The organism is Phenylobacterium sp. P4_E10 (genome assembly GCF_056401675.1).
On sequence record NZ_JBFUIW010000013.1, the window covers coordinates 52,718 to 70,845 of the forward strand.

An 18,128-nucleotide genomic window follows, 5' to 3' on the forward strand; every position below is an offset into this window, starting at 1 on the left:
TGTGCGGCATAGTCGATCAAATGTCGACAATGTCGACTACATCCTTCGCTGCCCCCCAGGATGTCGGCTCGATTGCGCCATGGAGACTTTACGCGGTCCGCGCGACCCCGTACCGACGAAGAAGGCTCATAACTCCAAGGGTTTCCAGATGGCTTCGGGTCTTGTCGCCCTGCTCGACGACGTCGCCGGCATCGCCAAGATCGCCGCCGCCTCGTTGGACGATGTGGCCGGCGCCGCCGGCAAGGCCGGAACCAAGGCCGTCGGGGTGGTGGTCGACGACACGGCGGTGACGCCTGGCTACGCCATGGGCTTCACGCCCGACCGCGAGTTGCCGATCGTCCTGAAGATCGCCATCGGCTCGCTGCGCAACAAGCTGCTGTTCCTGCTGCCCGGCGCGCTGCTGCTGAGCGCGTTCGCCCCCTGGCTGGTGACGCCGCTGTTGATGCTCGGCGGCGCCTACCTCTGCTTCGAGGCGACCGAGAAGATTGTCGAGGCCTTCGCAGGCCACGACGAAGCCGACGAACCGGACGAATTGGCGCTCGGGGGGAAGGAATTGGAGGACCAGAAGGTCGCCGGCGCGATCCGCACCGACCTGATCCTCTCGGCCGAGATCATGGCCATCGCCCTGGCCGACGTCTCCGACCAGCCGCTCGGCATCCAGGCCGCGGCCCTGGCCCTGGTCGGGGTGGCGATCACCGCGGTGGTCTACGGCGTGGTCGGGCTGATCGTGAAGATGGACGACATCGGCCTGCACATGGCCGAGCGCAAGATCGCCGCCACCCGCGCCACCGGCCGGATGCTGGTGCGCGGAATGCCGGTTGTGATGAGCTGGCTGACCGTGATCGGCACCGCGGCCATGCTGTGGGTCGGCGGCGGCATCATCGTCCACGGCCTAGAGCGCTATCACTTCGGGCCGATCCCGGTCTGGGTCGAGGGCCTCTCGCACTGGGCGGCGAAGGTTCCGATGATCGGCCCGGTCACCGGCTGGCTGGCCTTCGCTGTGGGTTCGGCCCTAGTCGGCCTGGTGATCGGCGGGATTATTGTCGCGGTGATCCACTTCCTGCCCAAGCGGGGCAAGAAGGCGCACTGACCGGCCTAGTGGGGCAGATGCCCCAGCTTGTCAGGATTGCGGACCAGATAGATGCCGGCCAGCTTGCCATCCTCGCCCGGCTCGAAGGCGATGGTCATCGGACCGTCCTCGCGCTCCATGATCACCCCCGGATAGCCGTTGATGCGCACGGCGCGGAAGCTGAGCGGCCAGGCCATGGCCCCGCCGCCGGCCCGCCAAGCGATGCCCTCCAGCAGCCGAATGATGTCCTCGCGGCCGATCAGTGGCCGTAGCGAGGCGCTGCGCTTGCCGCCGCCGTCCGTCACCATCACCGCATCCTCGGCCAGCACCGAGGATAGCGCGGTCATGTCGCCCTGGGCCGCGGCGGCCATGAAGGCGGCGGCCAGCTCGGCGGCCTTCTCCTGGCTGACCGTGAAGCGCGGGCGGCTGTCCTTCACATGGGCGCGCGCCCGGGCCGCCAATTGCCGGACCGCCGGCTCGTTGCGCCCCAGGGTCTCGGCCACCGAGGCGTAGTCCTCGTCGAAGACGTCGTGCAGCAGGAACACCGCCCGCTCCAGCGGCGAGAGGCGCTCCAGGGCCAGCAGGAACGCGACCGAAACGTCCTCCGCCCGTTCTACCGGATCGACGCTCATCTCCTCGATCAGCGGCTCGGGCAGCCAGGGGCCGCGATAGGCCTCGCGCTGGACCTTGGCCGAGCGCAGGCGGTCGATGCACAGGCGGCTGGTCACGCGGACCAGCCAACCGACCGGGTCCCGGATGTCCTCGTCGGCGCGCGTCCAGCGCAGCCAGGCGTCCTGCACCGCGTCCTCGGCCTCGGCGACCGAGCCGAGCATGCGGTAGGCCAGCCGCGTCAGGCGCGGACGCTGGGCTTCGAAGATGTCGATGTCGGCCGCCATGGCGCTCATATCTAGGCCGCCAAAGACTGAGGAGCTACCGGAGCGGCGCGGCCGTCGACCATGACTTTCGAGCAGGCCCTGCCGTAGCCGAGGGCGTATTTCAGCGTCGGGTACATGCGGCCGGTGGTCAGCGCCAGGCTGATGGCGACCAGACCGCTATCGCCCCAGCGGCGGACGATTTCCTCGCGCAGTAGATCGGCGCGCTCGAGGTCGCGGGCCAGGCTGGCGCGCGCGAACCGCCAGGCCAGGGCCGCGTCTGGTCCCATAGCGCTCTCATCGCCGGCGAGGACAGCGCGGAGGATCGCCGCATCGACGCCTTCGGCCGCAGCCATGTCGACGACGATCTGGGTGCACGGGCCGCAGTCCTCGGCCAGGGTCCCGACCAGCTTGGCGGCGGCTAGCGCCGCGGCCGGCGCGGCCTTGGCGTCGACCATCCCGGCGACGAGCCCGAACTTCACGAAACTGGCCGGGGCGGCCCGCAGCATGCGGCGCATGTAGCCGGCGTCGTAGCCCCATCGGCGTTCGAGGCGGTCGATCTGGCGGGCAAGGACGGCTCTAAGCATGACGGGCTCCTGGGCGGCGGACCACGGCGATGGCGGCGGCGAGGATTGCGGGCGCGAATACGCCCGGCAGATCGCGGATCAGATTGGCGGCCGGGTCGGTCGCGCAGCTGGCGTCGAAGACATGGATGGCGGCGTGCAAGAGCAGGAAGGCGGCCGCCGCGACCAGGGCCGGCCAGCCCTGTACGGGGCGCGCGGCGAACCAAGCCAAGCCGCCTGCGCAGACCAGGTAGGTCGCGCCAATGTCACGGACGAAGTGAGGGTTGAAGGCGCCGGTAGCGATGACGCCGGGCACGGCGTTGTACCACCAGAACGACGCCCCCAGCATGGCGAGGCCATTGAGCCCGAGGATCAGGGCCAGGGCAGCGGCGAGAATGCGCGACACGTGATTTCTCCGAACCATCTGCGCGAAGGACGGTTCGGAAGGCGGGCCTGTGACATGGCCTGCGAAAAATCAGCCGAGCCGTTCGATCCAGGCCGGCAGCTCGCGGATACTGGCCAGTTCGCCGAAGCGCGGATGGCCCTCCGGCGCGTCGGCCATCTCGTGCGCCCAGGTCAGCGGATAGGGCACGTGGGCGGCGTAGGCTCCGGCCTCGATGGCCGGCAGGATGTCGGAGCGCATGGAGTTGCCGCACATCACCGCCTCCTCCGCTCCGGTGCCGTAGCGGGCGAAGACCCGCGAATAGGTCGAGGCGTCCTTCTCGCTGACGATCTCCACGGCGGCGAATAGGTCGCCCAGGCCTGAGGCGGCCAGCTTCTGCTCCTGATGCAGGAGGTCGCCCTTGGTGATCAGCAACAGACGATAGCGCTTGGAGAGCTCGGCCAGGGTGTCGTCGACCCCGGGCAGCGGTTCGACGGGCTCGGTCAGCATCTCGCGGCCGACAGCGAGGATCTCGCGGATCACCCGGCTGGGCGCCTCGCCCCCGGTCAGCTCCATGGCGGTCTCGATCATCGAGAGGGTGAAGCCCTTCACGCCATAGCCGTAGAGCCGCAGGTTGCGCTTCTCGACCGTGGCTAGGCGCTGTTCCAGCTCGTGCTTGTCGGCGACATCGGCCAGCAGGTCGCAGAACCGATCGTGCGTCAGCCGAAAGATGGTCTCGTTGTGCCAGAGGGTGTCGTCGGCGTCCAAGCCGACCGTGGTGATGCTCATGGCCGCTGAATAGCCGCTCGTGCGCGAAAAGCGAGCCCTGGCGCCCAAGAGCTAGGCTGTTGGCGCAAATCGCTGGTCCTAGGGGCGCCGGCATCGCGGCGGCAACCTGGGCGGGGTCATCTGATGCACGCCCGACAGGGCGATTCGTTGGGGTGGGGGATGCCGAAGTCAGGGCTTCGGAAACGCGCGACGCGCCGGCTGGCGCGCTTGATGGGCGGCCGCACCCTGGCGGCGGCCGAGGCGGAGGCGCGCGCCGCCGGGGACCGCCTGCGCGAGGCGCTGGACCTGCTGCCCGAAGGCATCGTCTTCCTGGACGCCGACGGCCGCTACATCCTCTGGAACAAGCGTTACGCCGAGATCTACCACCGCTCGGCCGATCTGTTCTCGTCTGACGTTCGGTTGGAAGACACCCTGCGCACCGGGGTGCTGCGCGGCGACTATCCCGATGCGATCGGCCGCGAGGAGGAGTGGCTCGACGCCCGTTTGGAGAAGCTGAAGAACCCCAGTGGCGAGCGACACGAACAGCGGCTCTCGGACGGCCGCTGGCTGATGATCGAGGAACGTCGGACGACGGATGGCGGGGTGATCGGCCTGCGTGTCGACATCACCGAGATGAAGCGTCAGGCGGCAGCGTTGGAGGACGTCCTGCATCGCGCCGAGACCGCTAGCCGGGCCAAGACCGAGTTTGTCGCCGATATGAGCCACGAACTGCGCACGCCGCTGAACGGGGTCATGGGGTTGATCCAGGCGCTGGAACGAACCGAGCTGACCGGCGAGCAGCGCGCTTTGGTCGGCGACATCCTCGGCTCGGCCCGCCAGCTCGACAGGCTGGTCGGCGGCCTGCTGGACTACGGCGACGCCGCCCATGAGGCCGACAGCACCGCGGCCGCGCCGATCCACGACGCCGAGGCCCCGCCCCTGCGCGTGCTGGCCGCCGACGACAATCCGACGAACCGAAAGGTGCTGGAGCTGATGCTGGGCGCAGCCGGGGCCGACGTGGTCAGCGTCGAGAACGGCCAGGAGGCCGTGGAGGCCTGGCGCGCCGGCGGCTTCGACCTGGTGTTGATGGACCTGCGCATGCCGGTGATGGACGGGCTGGACGCCATCCGCGCCATCCGCAAGGCCGAAGGATCGGGCCTACCGCGGGCGCCGATCATCGTCATCAGCGCCAACACCTCGCCTGAAGACGTGCAGTCGTCCGCCGCAGCGGGCGCCGACGGGCACATCGGCAAGCCGATCCGCGCCGAGGCCCTGTTCGAAGCGATCTCTGGCGTCCTGGCCTAGAGGCTACTCGCCAAAGCCAGCGCCGGGTTCCAGCGGCGCCAGGCGCAGCAGCCGACTGTCGGCCACGCCGGCCGTGCGGTGCTTGACGAACTCGCGGTACTCCGGGTCGGACACCATCGCCAGGAACGCCGCCGCGTTCGGGTACTCGGCGATGAAGGCCAGGTCCCAGGCCTCTGCCTGCGGGCCGGTCACCATCACCTCGGGCCTGCCCGCCCAGACCTGCCGTCCGCCCAACCGAGCGAAGATCGGGGCAGTGGTGCGGCCATAGGCGCGGTAGGCCTCCAGGCCGCTGAGCCCCTTGCCGTGGTCGGGATGGTCGGCGGCATACTCCGCCAGCTGTCTCAACCGCACGAGGTTGAGCATGTGAATCGGCTGGTCGCGCGGCAGCGACTTGAAGATCGTCCAGGCTTCGCGATCGGGATCGACGTATAAGTCCAAGGCCTATTCCTCCCTCGTTGGTCACGCCGCATTGACCCGCCCCCTACGAGTCAGTAGGTACGCGGCCGTTTGCAGGACAAGCAGGCAGGTAAAAACGGACGGGGTTCACCCCGGCCGGTCTTTTTGCGAGCATATGACCATTCATTGGAGACGCCGAGATGACCACTGAACTTCTCCCTGGTGTCACCGGCGTTCTGGTGCTCGCGAACGGAACCGTCCTGCAGGGCTTGGGCGTGGGCGCTGTCGGCGACGCCGTTGGCGAGGTGTGCTTCAACACCGCCATGACCGGCTATCAGGAGATCCTGACCGACCCCTCGTACATGTCGCAGATCGTCGCCTTCACCTTCCCGCACATGGGCAATGTCGGCGTGAACGTGGACGACATCGAGCAGATGTCCGGCTCGGCCGAGACCGCGGCGCGCGGCGCGATCTTCCGCGACGTGCCCACTGCCCCGGCCAACTGGCGCGCCGACGGCGACCTCGACACCTGGATGAAGCGTCGCGGCGTCGTCGGCCTGGCCGGCGTCGACACCCGCGCCCTCACCCGCTCGATCCGCGAAACCGGCATGCCGCATGGCGTCATCGCCCACGCCCCGGACGGCAAGTTCGACATCCCCGCCCTGATCGAGAAGGCCAAGGCTTGGGCCGGCCTGGAAGGCCTGGACCTCGCCAAGGACGCCTCCTGCCTGCAGCCGTTCGTCTATGACGAGGGCCTGTGGAACTGGCCGGAAGGCTACGCCAAGCCGGCGCCGCAACCGAAGTACGAGGTCGTGGTCATGGACTACGGCGTCAAGCGTAACATCCTGCGCGCCCTGACCTCGATCGGCGCCCGCGCCACCGTGGTGCCGGCCTCGACCAGCGCCGAGGACGTCCTGGCCCGCAAGCCGGACGGTGTGCTGCTGTCCAACGGCCCCGGCGACCCGGCGGCGACCGGCGAGTACGCCGTGCCCGAGATCCGCAAGCTGATCGACAGCGGCGTGCCGGTGTTCGGGATCTGCCTGGGCCACCAGATGATGGCCCGCGCGCTGGGCGCCCAGACGGTGAAGATGGAACAGGGCCACCACGGCGCGAACCATCCGGTCAAGGACGTCACCACCGGCAAGGTTGAGATCGTCTCGATGAACCACGGCTTCACGGTCGACCGCGACAGTCTGCCCGAGCCGGTCGTGGAAACGCACGTCTCGCTGTTCGACGGCACCAACGCCGGCATCGCCCTGAAGAACCGGCCGGTGTTCTCGGTCCAGCACCACCCGGAAGCCTCGCCCGGCCCGACGGACTCGCTCTACCTGTTCGAGCGCTTCGCCGAGAATATGGACGCGACCCGCAAGGGGTGAACCACGAGCCGCACGAAAAGCACGAACGCGGCTCAAACGACGAACTCACCGTGACCACAGGCCGCTTCGCGGCCCGGGCGCCAGGACGCGCCGACTAGAGCCGCGCGAGCGTGCCGACGGCGGCGACCGGACCGGATGGGCCATCCTGCCTGGAGCCGCCGAGCGGCTCAACCGACACGGCCAGAGAGGCCCCTTCCACCGTCATGGCCGCCATCGGCTCGGACATCGGCATGGCCTTGGACGCGCCGGGTTCGATCAGACCCAGCGAGCGCGGCTTGCCGTCGGCGGGGATCAGCCACAGTTCATGACTGTGGTTCGGATCGGCGCCGGGCGGCACCAGAGAGGCGACCAGGATCGATTTCCGCATCGGATCGTAAGCGGCCAGGAACAGCGGCTGGCCGCCATCGCTGACGAGGCGCGCGTCCATCATCGGGCGCATCGGCGGTCGCGGCTGGGTGATGACCTCCGGAGGCCGCGCGGCCAGGAACGCCACCGCAGCCAGGCTGGCCGCCGCCAAGGCCATCGAGCCCAGCGTGGCCGAACGCCAGAAGCGCAGGCGGCGCAGGACCCCGGTGTTGTCGTTGGCGGCCAGCATGCGCTCGATCGCCGCCCACAGCCCCGCCGGCGGCGCGACCGGCTCCACATCCTCGGCCAACGGCGCGAGCCGGACGCGCCAGGCGGCGACGTCGTTGGCGAAGGCCGGATCGGCGGCCATGCGGCGTTCGGCCTGCGCCCGCTCGCGCGCCGTCAGCACGCCCAGCGCGTGTTCGGCCGCCAGGGCTTCGTCTTCAGGCAGTTCGGGACCGATGTCGCTCATCGCTCCAGACACCCCTTCAGCTTCATAAGGCCGCGCCGGATCCAGCTCTTCACCGTCCCGAGCGGCGCGCCCAGGCGAAGGGCCAGGGCCTCATAGGTCACGCCCTCATAGAAGGCTGTGCGGATCGCCTTCTGCGTGCGCTCGTCGAGCTCGGACAGGCAACGGCCCAACGCCTCCGCATCCTGCGCAGAGCTGAGCAGCGCCTCGGCGCGCGGCGCGGCGTCCTCGATCTCCAGTTCGTCGACCTGCTCAGCATAGGCGAGAGGGCCGCGCGCGCGCAGCCGGTCGATGGCGCGGTTGCGGGCGATGGTCGAGATCCACGCCATGACGCTGGCCCGGCCCGCATCGTAGCGGTCCGCCCGTCGCCAGATCGTCAGGTAGACCTCTTGCAGCACGTCTTCGCTCTCATCGCGGTCAGAGAGGATACGAAGGCAGACGCCGAATAGCTTCGCAGAGGTCGCCTGATAGAGCTCCCGCAACGCCAGGCGGTCGCCGGACGCGATGCGCGGCAGCAGGACGGCCAAGGGGTCTACGGTTGCGGACAAGGGCGCTCTGTCATTGGCCAGGACGGCGAGTGACGCTGCCCCAGTTCCTGGCCGAGTGGAAGAGGGTTGGCGGCGGATCCCCCCGCCCGCTCGATCAGGGCGGCGAGCGGCGATCAAAGTAGAGCTACGGCGGCGCCAAGCAGCGTCGAGGCGAGCAGCCTAACCTTCGAGTATTTCGTGAGATTTTCCCCGCTACAGGTCAGTGAGCGGGGGGCTGTAGGCCAATCTCGCTCCCAGGTTTTTGCCCTACTTCCGCGCAAGTAATAAAGCGAGGCGATTTCCGCTCCTCGCTCGCGTCAGGGGCGAAGTGAATGTGACATTTTCGCCACCGTCAGGTGGCGGAGGCGTGGCCTCAATGAGACATAGACTATTGATATCTCTTGGAAATGCCGAGTGACGGGCGGTCATGCCGGCCAGGAGCTCGCGTGGCGAGGAATTGTGTCGTCATAGCATCCGCCACATCGCGCCCCACGGACGGCGCAGACCTGGACGACGCGCCGTGTTAGCTTGTGGATATCTTTTCGATCGCCGAGCGCAGATGCGTCAATTCTGGCGATTATCCTGAACAGTTCTTGCACCGCCAAGGCAGGCTGCGGCGGCGGTTGCGGGCTGTTGGGAGGCCTCGCGCGGCCGTCTTGCAGGCCATTCTGAAGCGCGCTACGGTTCGATCGTCAAACTCGTATGGTTCGGCTGATTTTCGACGCTCCACACTTCCGGCGCACCGAACCTGCTCCCCGACCCTCCCGAAATTTGATGCGTGGCTCAAAAGGCTTGGGTTGCGGAACGACTTATCCAGGGACGACACTTCTATGGCTACCGGCACTGTTAAATGGTTCAACGGAACCAAGGGCTATGGCTTCATCCAACCGGACGATGGCGGCGCCGACATCTTTGTCCATATCTCGGCCGTTGAACGCGCCGGGCTTCGCAGCCTGAACGAAGGCCAGAAGATCACCTATGAACTCGAGCAGGACCGTCGCAGCGGCAAGATGGCCGCTGGCAACCTGCAAGTCTAAGCAGTTCCGCAAAGGGTCCAAAGCCCTTGCATCGAAACGGCTGCGGGCCGGCGGAAACGCCGGCCCGTTTTCGTTGGGCCAAAGGCCCCAATCATGCGCCGCGGCGCGAGGCCGCCGATATCAGGCCGATCACTGCTTGCGCCCAAGCGACTCCGCCTCTAAACGGCCCGCTTAACCTGCAGTTTGATCGGGACCGGGCGCGCTTCAATGTGCGACCGCCCATGCGCGCGAGTGGACATGCCGAAACGCACAGACATCTCCTCGATCCTCATCATCGGCGCCGGGCCGATCGTGATCGGACAGGCCTGCGAGTTCGACTATTCGGGCGTCCAGGCCTGCAAGGCGCTGCGCGCCGAGGGCTACCGCATCGTCCTGGTCAACTCGAACCCGGCCACGATCATGACCGACCCGGACGTGGCGGATGCGACCTATATCGAGCCGATCACGCCCGAGATGGTCGAGAAGATCATCGCCAAGGAACGTCCTGACGCCCTGCTGCCGACCATGGGCGGCCAGACCGCGCTGAACACCGCCCTCGCCCTCGAAGCCTCAGGCGCGCTGGCCAAGTACGGCGTCGAGATGATCGGCGCGAAGGCCGAGGTGATCGACAAGGCCGAGGATCGCCAGAAATTCCGCGACGCCATGGACAAGCTGGGCCTTGAGAGCCCGAAGTCCAAAGCCGCCCACTCGATGGACGAGGCCATGGAAGGCCTGGAGTTCGTCGGCCTGCCGGCGATCATCCGCCCGTCCTTCACCCTCGCGGGCACCGGCGGCGGCATCGCTTACAATGTCGAAGAGTTCAAAGAGATCGTCGAGCGCGGCCTTGATCTCTCGCCGACCACCGAGGTGCTCATCGAAGAGAGCGTCCTGGGCTGGAAGGAATACGAAATGGAAGTCGTCCGCGACAAGGCGGACAACTGCATCATCGTCTGTTCGATCGAGAACATCGATCCGATGGGCGTGCACACCGGCGACTCGATCACCGTCGCCCCCGCCCTGACCCTGACCGACAAGGAATACCAGCGCATGCGGGCGGCCTCGATCGCCGTGCTGCGTGAGATCGGCGTCGAGACCGGCGGCTCGAACGTGCAGTTCGCGGTGAACCCCGCCGACGGCCGCATGGTCGTCATCGAGATGAACCCGCGGGTGTCGCGCTCCTCGGCCCTGGCCTCGAAGGCCACCGGCTTCCCGATCGCCAAGGTCGCCGCGCGCCTGGCCGTCGGCTACACGCTCGACGAGCTGATGAACGACATCACCGGCGCCACGCCGGCCTCGTTCGAGCCGAGCATCGACTACGTCGTCACCAAGATCCCGCGCTTCGCGTTCGAGAAGTATCCGGGCTCGGAGCCCTACCTGACCACCGCCATGAAGTCGGTGGGCGAGGTCATGGCCATCGGCCGCACCTTCGCCGAGAGCCTGCAGAAGGCCCTGCGCGGCCTGGAGACCGGCCTGACCGGCCTGGACGAAATCGAGATCGAAGGCGCACACGACGCCGAGACCGGCCGCGCCGCGGTGATCCGCGCGCTTGGCCAGCCCACCCCCGACCGTCTGCGGGTCATCGCCCAGGCCTTCCGTCACGGCCTCACGGTCGACGAGGTCGCCGGGGCTTGCCTCTACGAGCCGTGGTTCCTGCGCCAGATCGAGGCGCTGATCGCCGCGGAGGCGGGCATCCGCGACAAAGGCCTGCCGGCCACCGCCGCCGAATTCCGCGCCATCAAGGCCCAGGGCTTCTCCGACGCCCGACTGGCCAAGCTGACCCACACCACCGAGGCGGAGGTGCGCGAGCAGCGCCGCGCTCATGGCGTGCGCCCGGTGTTCAAGCGCATCGACAGCTGCGCCGGCGAGTTCCGCGCCGCCACTCCGTACATGTATTCGACCTACGAGACCGGCGCGCTCGGCCAAATCCCCGAGTGCGAGAGCGAGCCCAGCGATCGCAAGAAGGCGATCATCCTTGGCGGCGGTCCCAACCGGATCGGCCAGGGCATCGAGTTCGATTACTGCTGCTGCCACGCCGCCTTCGCCCTCGACGACATCGGGGTGGAGTCGATCATGGTCAACTGCAACCCCGAGACCGTCTCCACCGACTACGACACCTCCGACCGGCTGTACTTCGAGCCGCTGACGGCCGAGGACGTTCTGGAGCTGATCGCCGTCGAGCAGGCCCGCGGCGAGCTCCTGGGCGTGATCGTGCAGTTCGGCGGCCAGACGCCGCTGAAGCTGGCCAAGCCGCTGGAAGACGCCGGCATCCCGATCCTGGGCACCAGCCCGGACGCCATCGACCTGGCCGAGGACCGCGAGCGCTTCCAGCAGCTGCTGCACAAGCTGAAGATCGCCCAGCCGATCAACGCCATCGCCCGCTCGCGTGACGAGGCTTTCGCGGGCGCGCACAAGGTCGGCTACCCCATCGTCATCCGCCCGTCCTACGTGCTGGGCGGCCGCGCGATGGAGATCATTCGCGACGACGAGCAGCTCGAGCGTTACGTCAACACCGCCGTGCAGGTCTCAGGCGACAGCCCGGTGCTGATCGACCAGTACCTGTCGCGCGCCACCGAGGTCGACGTCGACGCCCTCTGCGACGACGCTGGCCAGGTGTTCGTGGCCGGGGTGATGGAGCACATCGAGGAAGCCGGCGTGCACTCTGGCGACAGCGCGTGTTCGCTGCCGCCCTTCTCGCTGAAGCCCGAGACCATCGAGGAGCTCAAGCATCAGACCGAGGCCATGGCCCGGGCCCTGAAAGTGCGCGGCCTGATGAACGTGCAGTTCGCCATCGAGGAGCCGCACTCCGAGAATCCGCGCATCTACGTGCTGGAAGTGAACCCGCGCGCCAGCCGGACTGTGCCGTTCGTCGCCAAGACCATCGGCCGGCCGCTGGCCTCGATCGCCGCCAAGTTGATGGCCGGCGAGAAGCTCGCCAGCTTCGACCTAGTGGAAAAGCCCTACGACCACATCGCGGTGAAGGAGGCGGTCTTCCCGTTCGCCCGCTTCGCCGGCGTCGACACGGTGCTGGGCCCGGAAATGCGCTCGACCGGCGAGGTCATGGGCCTCGACTGGATCCGGGAAGGCGAAACCGCCGCTCCGGCCTTCGCCCGCGCCTTCGCCAAGAGCCAGCTCGGCGGCGGTGTGCAGCTGCCCAAGACCGGCAGCGTCTTCGTCTCGGTGCGCGACGCCGACAAGCCGTGGATCCAGGAGGCGGTGCGCCTGCTGATCGGTCAGGGCTTCAAGATCCTCGCCACCTCCGGCACGGGCGCTTACTTGGCCGAACAGGGCCTTGAGGTCGAGCTGGTCAAGAAGGTGCTGGAAGGCCGCCCGCACATCGTCGACGCCATGAAGAACGGCGAGGTGCAGCTGGTGTTCAACACCACCGAGGGCAAGCAGTCCCTGGCCGACAGCTTCGAGATCCGCCGCACCGCGCTGATGATGAAGACCCCGTACTTCACCACGGCTGCGGGGGCGCTCGCCGCCGCCCAGGCCATTGTGGCGACCGTCGAGGACACCCTCGACGTCCGCCCGCTGCAAAGCTACGCCTGACGCCTTCCAGTGGGCGGCTTTGCGGCCGCCCATCGGAGTTCCCGTATCTCTTCCAAGGGCCCGATCTCAAGGCGGCCGATCTCTCCGGTAGGTTCGCAAGGCCTCTCGCCCAAGCCTGATCTTCGCTCAATCCCACCGCCCGCAGCGTTTCGCTGCTGGCGTACTGGAAGGCCGCAGGGCTGTCGATTGCGAGAATCTGCACGAGGTCGCCGGCGAATGATTGACTGATCACTTCGCGCGGCTCTGGTGGCCCGCACTTGGCCCCACCTAGCTTAAGAATGGAGAGACACAGCTCCACCTCAACGCGAACACATCGTTATGCGAACCTCTCGCAAACTCAGCCTTGTGAAGCACTTAGCTCGAAGTTCTCGATTGACCGCCTGAAAATGGGGGCGCAACCTCAGAGCGTCGCCATGCTCTTGCAGGCGCGTAGTGGGTGCGTTCCGGCGGCCCCTGATGACCAGCCGGTTTTGCCCACAAGGGCGCCTGTCGCGGTGTGGCGGAGGACGTGTCCTCTAAAACCGTATGCGAAGGAAACGCCATGCAATCCGGACACCACGAGGGTGAGGTCCACCACCACAAGAACAAACATTTGCTGGAACGCTTTGAGGGGTACACAGACCTTATCGTTGTGGGTCTGATCATAGCCCTCGGTGCAGCCATGCTGATCGGCTTGCTCACAGCCAACGGCAAGGTCACCTGGTAGGACTCTAGGCCAATCTAGAGTACGGCGGCCCATAGCGATCGAGCCAAGATCAGGCCGCCGTACTCGTTGGCCCGACACGGAATAGACGCCCGCCTCGACGATGCCCGGCGGCCGTAGAAGGCGGTTGCGCCGCCCCCAGAGCCGTTGCCCCCAAAACGGCGATGCCCCGCTCCAAATCTCGACAATCAGGCTCAAGGCTGGCTCTCATCGGTGAGCTAAGCTAGGCCTAGGCATAACTAAACAACGATCACTCACGGGAGGAGCGGGCATGCGGGTCGAAGGTAAGGTGGCGCTGATTACGGGCGGCGCGAGCGGCATCGGCCGCGGCTGCGCAGAACGTCTGGCGCAGGAAGGCGCAACCATCGTCATCACCGACCTGCAGGACGACAAGGGCGCCCAGACCGTCGAGGCCATCACCGCGATGGGCGGCAAGGCCAGCTACCTGCACCACGACGTCACCGCTGAGCAGCCCTGGATCGACGTGATCGCCGCCATCAAGGCCAAGCACGGCCGGCTGGACATCCTGGTCAACAACGCCGGCATCGGCATCGGCGGCTCGGTGCTGACCATGACCCTGGCCGACTTCCAGCGGCAGACCGCGGTCAATCTCGACGGGGTGTTCCTGGGCGTGAAGCACTCCATCCCGCTGATGCGCGAAAACGGCGGCGGCTCGATCATCAACATGTCGTCGGTGGCCGGCCTGAAGGGCTCGGCGATCCTGGCCGGCTACTGCGCCACCAAGGGCGGCGTGCGGCTGTTCACCAAGGCGGTCGCCATGGAGTGCGCCGCCGCCAAGGACGGCGTGCGCGTGAACTCCGTGCACCCCGGCATCATCGAAACACCGATCTGGGACTCGATCATCGGCACCGGCGAGGTCGGCGACAACGCCCGTCCGCCGCGTCCGGCGGTGCTGGACGCCATGAGCGCCGATGGCGTGCCGCTGGGCGTGAAGGGCTATCCGGAAGACATCGCCAACGGCGTGCTGTGGCTGGCCTCGGACGAGAGCCGTTATGTCACGGGCGCCGAGTTGGTCATCGACGGCGGCCTCTCGGTGAAGTAACGGGCTCGCATGCCCGCTACGCTTCACGTCATTTTCGGCCCTTCCGGGGCCGGCAAGTCCACCTACGCCAAGGAACTGGCGCGCCGCGAACCGGCCGTCCACTTCGCCATCGATGACTGGATGGCGCGCCTGTTCGCCGCCGACATGCCCGAACCGCTCCAGTTCGAGTGGATGATGGAGCGTGTCGAGCGCTGCGAGACGCAGATCTGGTCCACCGCCGCCGGGGTCATCGCGGCAGGCACCTCGGTGGTCCTGGACCTCGGCCTGATGCGCAAATCCGACCGCGCCCGGGTCGCCGAGATCGCGCAGGCGGTGGAGTTGCCCCTGCAGTTTCACTTCGTAACCGCCCCCCAGGATGTGCGCCGCGCCCGGGTTCTGGAGCGCAACGAAGTGCGCGGCGAAACCTTCGCCATTGGCGTCACGCCTGAGATGTTCGAGTTCATCGAGGGGGTGTATGAGGCCCCCGACGCGAGCGAATTGGCAGGTGCCATCGTCTCCGAAAGCGCCTGATAACACAGCCTTTCAGGCATTGCTCAACAGGTCGGAAGAGCTCGACCGAGGTACCGGTGTTGGCGCGGGCCTTGAGTTTTTGCGCCTTCGCATCTAATCTCTTCCCCCCGGACGCCTGCGCCCGCGGCCGGCAACGAACTCCTAAAAGGGCGAATCCGAGTCCTCACCCACGATGGAAAAAGTCCCGATGACCGCCGAGGGCTGGCAGGCCCTCGACGATGAACTGAAGCGTTTGAAGACCGCCGAGCGCCCGTCCGTGATCGCTGCGATCGCGGAGGCGCGCTCGCATGGCGACCTCTCGGAAAACGCAGAATACCACGCAGCTAAAGAACGCCAGGGCTGGATCGAAGGCCAGATCGCCGAGATTGAGGACCGCATGGCGCGCGCCCAGGTCATCGACGTATCCAAGCTTTCTGGTTCCCAGGTGAAGTTCGGCGCCACCGTCTCGGTGGTCGACGAGGACACCGAGGAAGAAGCCCGTTACCAGATCGTCGGCGAACACGAAGCCGACGTGAAGCAGGGCAAAATCTCCATCGTCTCGCCGCTCGCCCGCGCCATGATCGGCAAGGAACGAGGCGATGTCGTCGAGGTGAACACCCCCGGCGGCGGCAAAGCCTACGAGATCCTCAAGGTCGAGTGGGTCTAGGCCCGAGCGCCGCCTTGCCAGCCTCATCTACGCCGTCCGTCGGACCACCGCTCGTCATCTGGGCGGTGTCCGACGGACGTGCCGGGATCGAGGCCCAGGTCGTCGGTCTGGCCAACTCCGTCGCGCGCCAGCGCTCGGCGACAGTCATCGTCAAGCGTATCGGCTGGAAGAGCTGGATCGGCCGCCTGCCATGGTGGCTGACCCCGTTCCCGCGCCGATTCCTGACCCCGGAAAGCGATCTTGCAGCGCCCTGGCCCGACATCTGGATCGCGGCGGGCCGCGCCACTCTTCCGCTCTCGATCCGCATCAAGCGGTGGTCGGCTCGCAAGTCCTACGTGGTCCAGGTCCAGGACCCGCGCATGCCGACCCGCCTGTTCGACCTGGTGATCCCGCCCAGGCACGACCGGCTCGAGGGCGACAACGTCTTTCCGATCACCGGCTCGCCAGGCCGGGTGAACGCTGAACGGATGGCGCAGGATCTCAAGCGGTTCGAGGCCGAGCTCGACGCCCTGCCCCGCCCTCGCGTCGCGGTGATCATCGGCGGCAAATCCAAGGCTCATGACATCTCGCCCGAACGGGCTTCAGCCATGGCCCGCGAGATCGAGCAGCCGGTCGTCGAGGAAGGCGGGTCGCTGATGGTCAGCTTCACCCGCCGCACGCCCGAGCCGGCGAAGGCCATCCTGGCCGCGCGGCTGAAGCACCTGCCTGGCGTCATCTGGGACGGCGAGGGCGACAACCCCTATTTCGCCTACCTGGCCGCGGCCGACTACATCCTGGTCACCGAGGACTCCACCAACCTCGCCACCGACGCCGCCTCCACCGGCAAGCCGGTCTTCGTGCTGAAGATGGACGGCGAGAGCCTGAAATTCCGTCTGTTCCATGAGGACCTGGAGCGGTTGGGCGCGGCCCGACCGTTCGGGGGCGCCTTCCACAGCTGGCGCTACGAGCCCTTGGCCGAGACCGAGCGCGCCGCCGCCGAGGTGCTGCGCCGCTACGATGCGAGGGAGCCGCGCTGATGGCGATCGTCGTCCGCATGGCCAACGCCAAGGACGCCGAGACCGCCGTCGCCATCGACGCGACAGCCATTGAAGACACCCACCGCCGCGACTGGCTGCGCCGAGCCTTCGCCGGGGAACAAGAGCGCGTCGCGCGCTTGGCCTTTCTTGACGGCAAGCCCGCCGGCCTCGCCGTCGTGGGCCACTTCTTCAGCAATCCGTTTCTCAACCTGATCGTCACAGCTCCCGACTTCCAGAGGCAGGGCGTCGCCAGCGCCCTGCTCGACGTCATCGAGCGCGCTCACGCTGATCAGAAGCTGTTCGTCTCGACCAACGTGTCCAACACCGTCATGCGCGCGCTGCTGCCGCGACGTGGCTACCTTCCGGCCGGCCAGGTCGATCATCTCGACCCCGGCGATCCGGAGCTGTTCTTTGTCCGCCTGCCCCGACTACCCGAATAGGGTTGGCTCGGCCTTTCCAAAGCCTCCCTTTGGGTCTCCCATGGGCGAGAGATGATTCTGCGACCTCGCATCCTCTTCATCGCCAACGCCGGCCCGGCGGTCGGCGGCGGCCACGTGATGCGCTCGCTGAGCCTGGCCCGCGCGCTGGAACTGCATGGCGCCGAATGCGTGTTCCTCGCGCCTCCCGCCGCGGCCGCGATCCTGGAGAACTTCGCCCCCCAGATGCCGCGGGAGGAGCGCGCCTCCCTCGCCCCGGACTTCATCGCCGACGCGGTGAGGGGCATCCCCTTTGATGCGGTGGTCTTCGACCACTACGACCTCTCCCGCATCGAGCATGAGGCCGTCGCCGACGGTCGCCCCACCCTGGTGATCGACGACCTGGCGGACCGCCCGCTGGCCGCCGATCTGGTGCTCGACGCCGGCCCAGCCCGTACGGAAGCCGATTACGCCCTGCTGACCGAGGATGCCCAACTGCTGCTCGGCCCGCGCTACGCCCCGCTGCGGCCGGAGTTCGCCGCCCTGCGGGAGGCCGCCATCGCCCGCCGAGGCGGGCCGGTGCAGCGCGTGCTGGTGGCGCTCGGCCTCACCGACGTCGGCGGCGTCACCGCCAAGGTCGTCGATCGGTTGCGCCAACGCAGCGGTCAGTTGGCGTTCGACGTGGTGCTGGGCGGCGGGGCGCCGAGCCTCAAGGGCCTGACCCGCGTGGCCGCCCATGACCCGCGCGTCACGCTGCACATCGACGCACAGGACATGGCCGAGTTGACCCTCAACGCCGACGTCGCCATCGGGGCCGGCGGCTCGACCACGTGGGAGCGCTGCACACTGGGCCTGCCCTCGGTGCTGGTGGTACTGGCCGAGAACCAGCGCGCCGCCGCTCAGGCGCTGGCCGAGCGCGACGCAGCCCTGGTGGTGGACGCCGCCGACGGGAACTTCGATACGGCCTTCGACCGCGCCGCGGTGCGGCTCCTGACCGACAGCACCGCCCGCGCCCGGCTCACCGCCGCCAGCCTCGAGCTGTGCGACGGCCTGGGGGCCGAGCGGGTGGCCGAAGCCTTTCTTGCGGTGATCTCGAACCCTGGGCGGCGCGCACAGGGTTAACGATGTCTTCGCACC

19 protein-coding genes are annotated in these 18,128 nt (G+C 67.6%); 12 read left to right on the forward strand and 7 right to left on the reverse strand.

The features are described 5' to 3' along the window. Positions 1-148: 148 nt before the first annotated feature. Positions 149-1,090: a DUF808 domain-containing protein gene (locus AC1DQJ_RS15500; RefSeq protein WP_477604854.1), complete on the forward strand. Its 942-nt coding sequence runs from the start codon at positions 149-151 to the stop codon at positions 1,088-1,090. A gap of 5 nt (positions 1,091-1,095) precedes the next feature. On the opposite strand, the gene AC1DQJ_RS15505 is transcribed toward AC1DQJ_RS15500, so the two are convergent. The 4 genes from AC1DQJ_RS15505 to AC1DQJ_RS15520 form a co-directional block, all read right to left on the reverse strand. Then, a complete protein-coding gene (locus AC1DQJ_RS15505; RefSeq protein WP_477604856.1) occupies positions 1,096-1,974 on the reverse strand; it encodes a sigma-70 family RNA polymerase sigma factor in 879 nt (292 codons plus the stop codon). 2 nt (positions 1,975-1,976) lie between these two features. Then, complete coding sequence (locus AC1DQJ_RS15510) at positions 1,977-2,528, reverse strand: hypothetical protein (protein ID WP_477604858.1); 552 nt, start codon at positions 2,526-2,528, stop codon at positions 1,977-1,979. Then, positions 2,521-2,910 carry a hypothetical protein gene (locus AC1DQJ_RS15515; protein WP_477604860.1) on the reverse strand — a complete coding sequence of 130 codons (390 nt, stop codon included), beginning with the start codon at positions 2,908-2,910 and terminating at the stop codon, positions 2,521-2,523. Before AC1DQJ_RS15515 ends, AC1DQJ_RS15510 begins: the two co-directional genes overlap by 8 nt. A 69-nt stretch (positions 2,911-2,979) precedes the next feature. Then, positions 2,980-3,675 (reverse strand): HAD family hydrolase, encoded by a 696-nt coding sequence (locus AC1DQJ_RS15520; protein ID WP_477604862.1) that lies wholly within the window; start codon positions 3,673-3,675, stop codon positions 2,980-2,982. Positions 3,676-3,885: 210 nt separating this feature from the next. On the opposite strand from AC1DQJ_RS15520, the gene AC1DQJ_RS15525 reads away from it, so the two are divergent. After that, positions 3,886-4,959 carry a response regulator gene (locus tag AC1DQJ_RS15525; RefSeq protein ID WP_477604864.1) on the forward strand — a complete coding sequence of 358 codons (1,074 nt, stop codon included), beginning with the start codon at positions 3,886-3,888 and terminating at the stop codon, positions 4,957-4,959. A 3-nt stretch (positions 4,960-4,962) separates the two neighbouring features. Here the strand turns inward: AC1DQJ_RS15525 and AC1DQJ_RS15530 are convergent, their stop codons facing one another. Further along, positions 4,963-5,397, reverse strand: a complete 435-nt coding sequence (locus AC1DQJ_RS15530; protein ID WP_477604866.1) for a DUF1330 domain-containing protein — start codon at positions 5,395-5,397, stop codon at positions 4,963-4,965. 158 nt (positions 5,398-5,555) lie between these two features. Between AC1DQJ_RS15530 and carA the strand changes: the two genes are divergently transcribed. Next, positions 5,556-6,731: a glutamine-hydrolyzing carbamoyl-phosphate synthase small subunit gene (gene carA, locus AC1DQJ_RS15535; RefSeq protein WP_477604868.1), complete on the forward strand. Its 1,176-nt coding sequence runs from the start codon at positions 5,556-5,558 to the stop codon at positions 6,729-6,731. A 94-nt stretch (positions 6,732-6,825) separates the two neighbouring features. On the opposite strand, the gene AC1DQJ_RS15540 is transcribed toward carA, so the two are convergent. Continuing rightward, the gene (locus tag AC1DQJ_RS15540; RefSeq protein WP_477604870.1) at positions 6,826-7,548 is read right to left on the reverse strand and encodes an anti-sigma factor; all 723 of its coding nucleotides are present in this window, start codon (positions 7,546-7,548) and stop codon (positions 6,826-6,828) included. Then, positions 7,545-8,093 (reverse strand): sigma-70 family RNA polymerase sigma factor, encoded by a 549-nt coding sequence (locus AC1DQJ_RS15545; RefSeq protein ID WP_477604872.1) that lies wholly within the window; start codon positions 8,091-8,093, stop codon positions 7,545-7,547. The genes AC1DQJ_RS15540 and AC1DQJ_RS15545 overlap by 4 nt, the downstream gene beginning before the upstream one ends. Positions 8,094-8,902: 809 nt before the next feature. Between AC1DQJ_RS15545 and AC1DQJ_RS15550 the strand changes: the two genes are divergently transcribed. The 9 genes from AC1DQJ_RS15550 (at position 8,903) to pseG (ending at position 18,113) form a co-directional block, all read left to right on the forward strand. Then, positions 8,903-9,109: a cold-shock protein gene (locus AC1DQJ_RS15550; protein ID WP_183774102.1), complete on the forward strand. Its 207-nt coding sequence runs from the start codon at positions 8,903-8,905 to the stop codon at positions 9,107-9,109. Between the two features lie 237 nt (positions 9,110-9,346). Further along, positions 9,347-12,637: a carbamoyl-phosphate synthase large subunit gene (gene carB / locus AC1DQJ_RS15555; RefSeq protein WP_477604874.1), complete on the forward strand. Its 3,291-nt coding sequence runs from the start codon at positions 9,347-9,349 to the stop codon at positions 12,635-12,637. 541 nt (positions 12,638-13,178) lie between these two features. Then, positions 13,179-13,343, forward strand: coding sequence for a hypothetical protein (locus AC1DQJ_RS15560; RefSeq protein ID WP_267233302.1), 165 nt, complete (start codon positions 13,179-13,181; stop codon positions 13,341-13,343). 268 nt (positions 13,344-13,611) lie between these two features. Beyond that, on the forward strand, positions 13,612-14,403 hold the full coding sequence (locus tag AC1DQJ_RS15565) for an SDR family NAD(P)-dependent oxidoreductase (RefSeq protein WP_477604876.1): 792 nt from the start codon (positions 13,612-13,614) through the stop codon (positions 14,401-14,403). A 9-nt stretch (positions 14,404-14,412) separates the two neighbouring features. Then, positions 14,413-14,913: a P-loop nucleotide/nucleoside kinase family protein gene (locus AC1DQJ_RS15570; RefSeq protein WP_477604878.1), complete on the forward strand. Its 501-nt coding sequence runs from the start codon at positions 14,413-14,415 to the stop codon at positions 14,911-14,913. A gap of 172 nt (positions 14,914-15,085) precedes the next feature. Continuing rightward, positions 15,086-15,559 (forward strand): transcription elongation factor GreA, encoded by a 474-nt coding sequence (gene greA / locus AC1DQJ_RS15575; protein WP_477604880.1) that lies wholly within the window; start codon positions 15,086-15,088, stop codon positions 15,557-15,559. 65 nt (positions 15,560-15,624) lie between these two features. Then, complete coding sequence (locus tag AC1DQJ_RS15580) at positions 15,625-16,575, forward strand: mitochondrial fission ELM1 family protein (RefSeq protein ID WP_477604882.1); 951 nt, start codon at positions 15,625-15,627, stop codon at positions 16,573-16,575. Beyond that, on the forward strand, positions 16,575-17,015 hold the full coding sequence (locus tag AC1DQJ_RS15585) for an N-acetyltransferase family protein (protein ID WP_477604884.1): 441 nt from the start codon (positions 16,575-16,577) through the stop codon (positions 17,013-17,015). Before AC1DQJ_RS15580 ends, AC1DQJ_RS15585 begins: the two co-directional genes overlap by 1 nt. 51 nt (positions 17,016-17,066) lie before the next feature. Then, entirely contained in the window at positions 17,067-18,113 is a 1,047-nt protein-coding gene (pseG, locus tag AC1DQJ_RS15590; protein WP_477604886.1) for a UDP-2,4-diacetamido-2,4,6-trideoxy-beta-L-altropyranose hydrolase, read from the forward strand. The last annotated feature ends 15 nt before the right edge of the window (positions 18,114-18,128 follow it).

Bases quoted from the DNA above. Each gene is read 5' to 3' on its own strand.
- AC1DQJ_RS15500 (WP_477604854.1), top strand. From the start codon at position 149: ATGGCTTCGGGTCTTGTCGCCCTGCTCGACGACGTCGCCGGCATCGCC.
- AC1DQJ_RS15505 (WP_477604856.1), bottom strand. From the start codon at position 1,974: ATGAGCGCCATGGCGGCCGACATCGACATCTTCGAAGCCCAGCGTCCG.
- AC1DQJ_RS15510 (WP_477604858.1), bottom strand. From the start codon at position 2,528: ATGCTTAGAGCCGTCCTTGCCCGCCAGATCGACCGCCTCGAACGCCGA.
- AC1DQJ_RS15520 (WP_477604862.1), bottom strand. From the start codon at position 3,675: ATGAGCATCACCACGGTCGGCTTGGACGCCGACGACACCCTCTGGCAC.
- AC1DQJ_RS15525 (WP_477604864.1), top strand. From the start codon at position 3,886: ATGGGCGGCCGCACCCTGGCGGCGGCCGAGGCGGAGGCGCGCGCCGCC.
- carA (WP_477604868.1), top strand. From the start codon at position 5,556: ATGACCACTGAACTTCTCCCTGGTGTCACCGGCGTTCTGGTGCTCGCG.
- AC1DQJ_RS15540 (WP_477604870.1), bottom strand. From the start codon at position 7,548: ATGAGCGACATCGGTCCCGAACTGCCTGAAGACGAAGCCCTGGCGGCC.
- AC1DQJ_RS15550 (WP_183774102.1), top strand. From the start codon at position 8,903: ATGGCTACCGGCACTGTTAAATGGTTCAACGGAACCAAGGGCTATGGC.
- carB (WP_477604874.1), top strand. From the start codon at position 9,347: ATGCCGAAACGCACAGACATCTCCTCGATCCTCATCATCGGCGCCGGG.
- AC1DQJ_RS15560 (WP_267233302.1), top strand. From the start codon at position 13,179: ATGCAATCCGGACACCACGAGGGTGAGGTCCACCACCACAAGAACAAA.
- AC1DQJ_RS15565 (WP_477604876.1), top strand. From the start codon at position 13,612: ATGCGGGTCGAAGGTAAGGTGGCGCTGATTACGGGCGGCGCGAGCGGC.
- AC1DQJ_RS15570 (WP_477604878.1), top strand. From the start codon at position 14,413: ATGCCCGCTACGCTTCACGTCATTTTCGGCCCTTCCGGGGCCGGCAAG.
- greA (WP_477604880.1), top strand. From the start codon at position 15,086: ATGGAAAAAGTCCCGATGACCGCCGAGGGCTGGCAGGCCCTCGACGAT.
- AC1DQJ_RS15585 (WP_477604884.1), top strand. From the start codon at position 16,575: ATGGCGATCGTCGTCCGCATGGCCAACGCCAAGGACGCCGAGACCGCC.
- pseG (WP_477604886.1), top strand. From the start codon at position 17,067: ATGATTCTGCGACCTCGCATCCTCTTCATCGCCAACGCCGGCCCGGCG.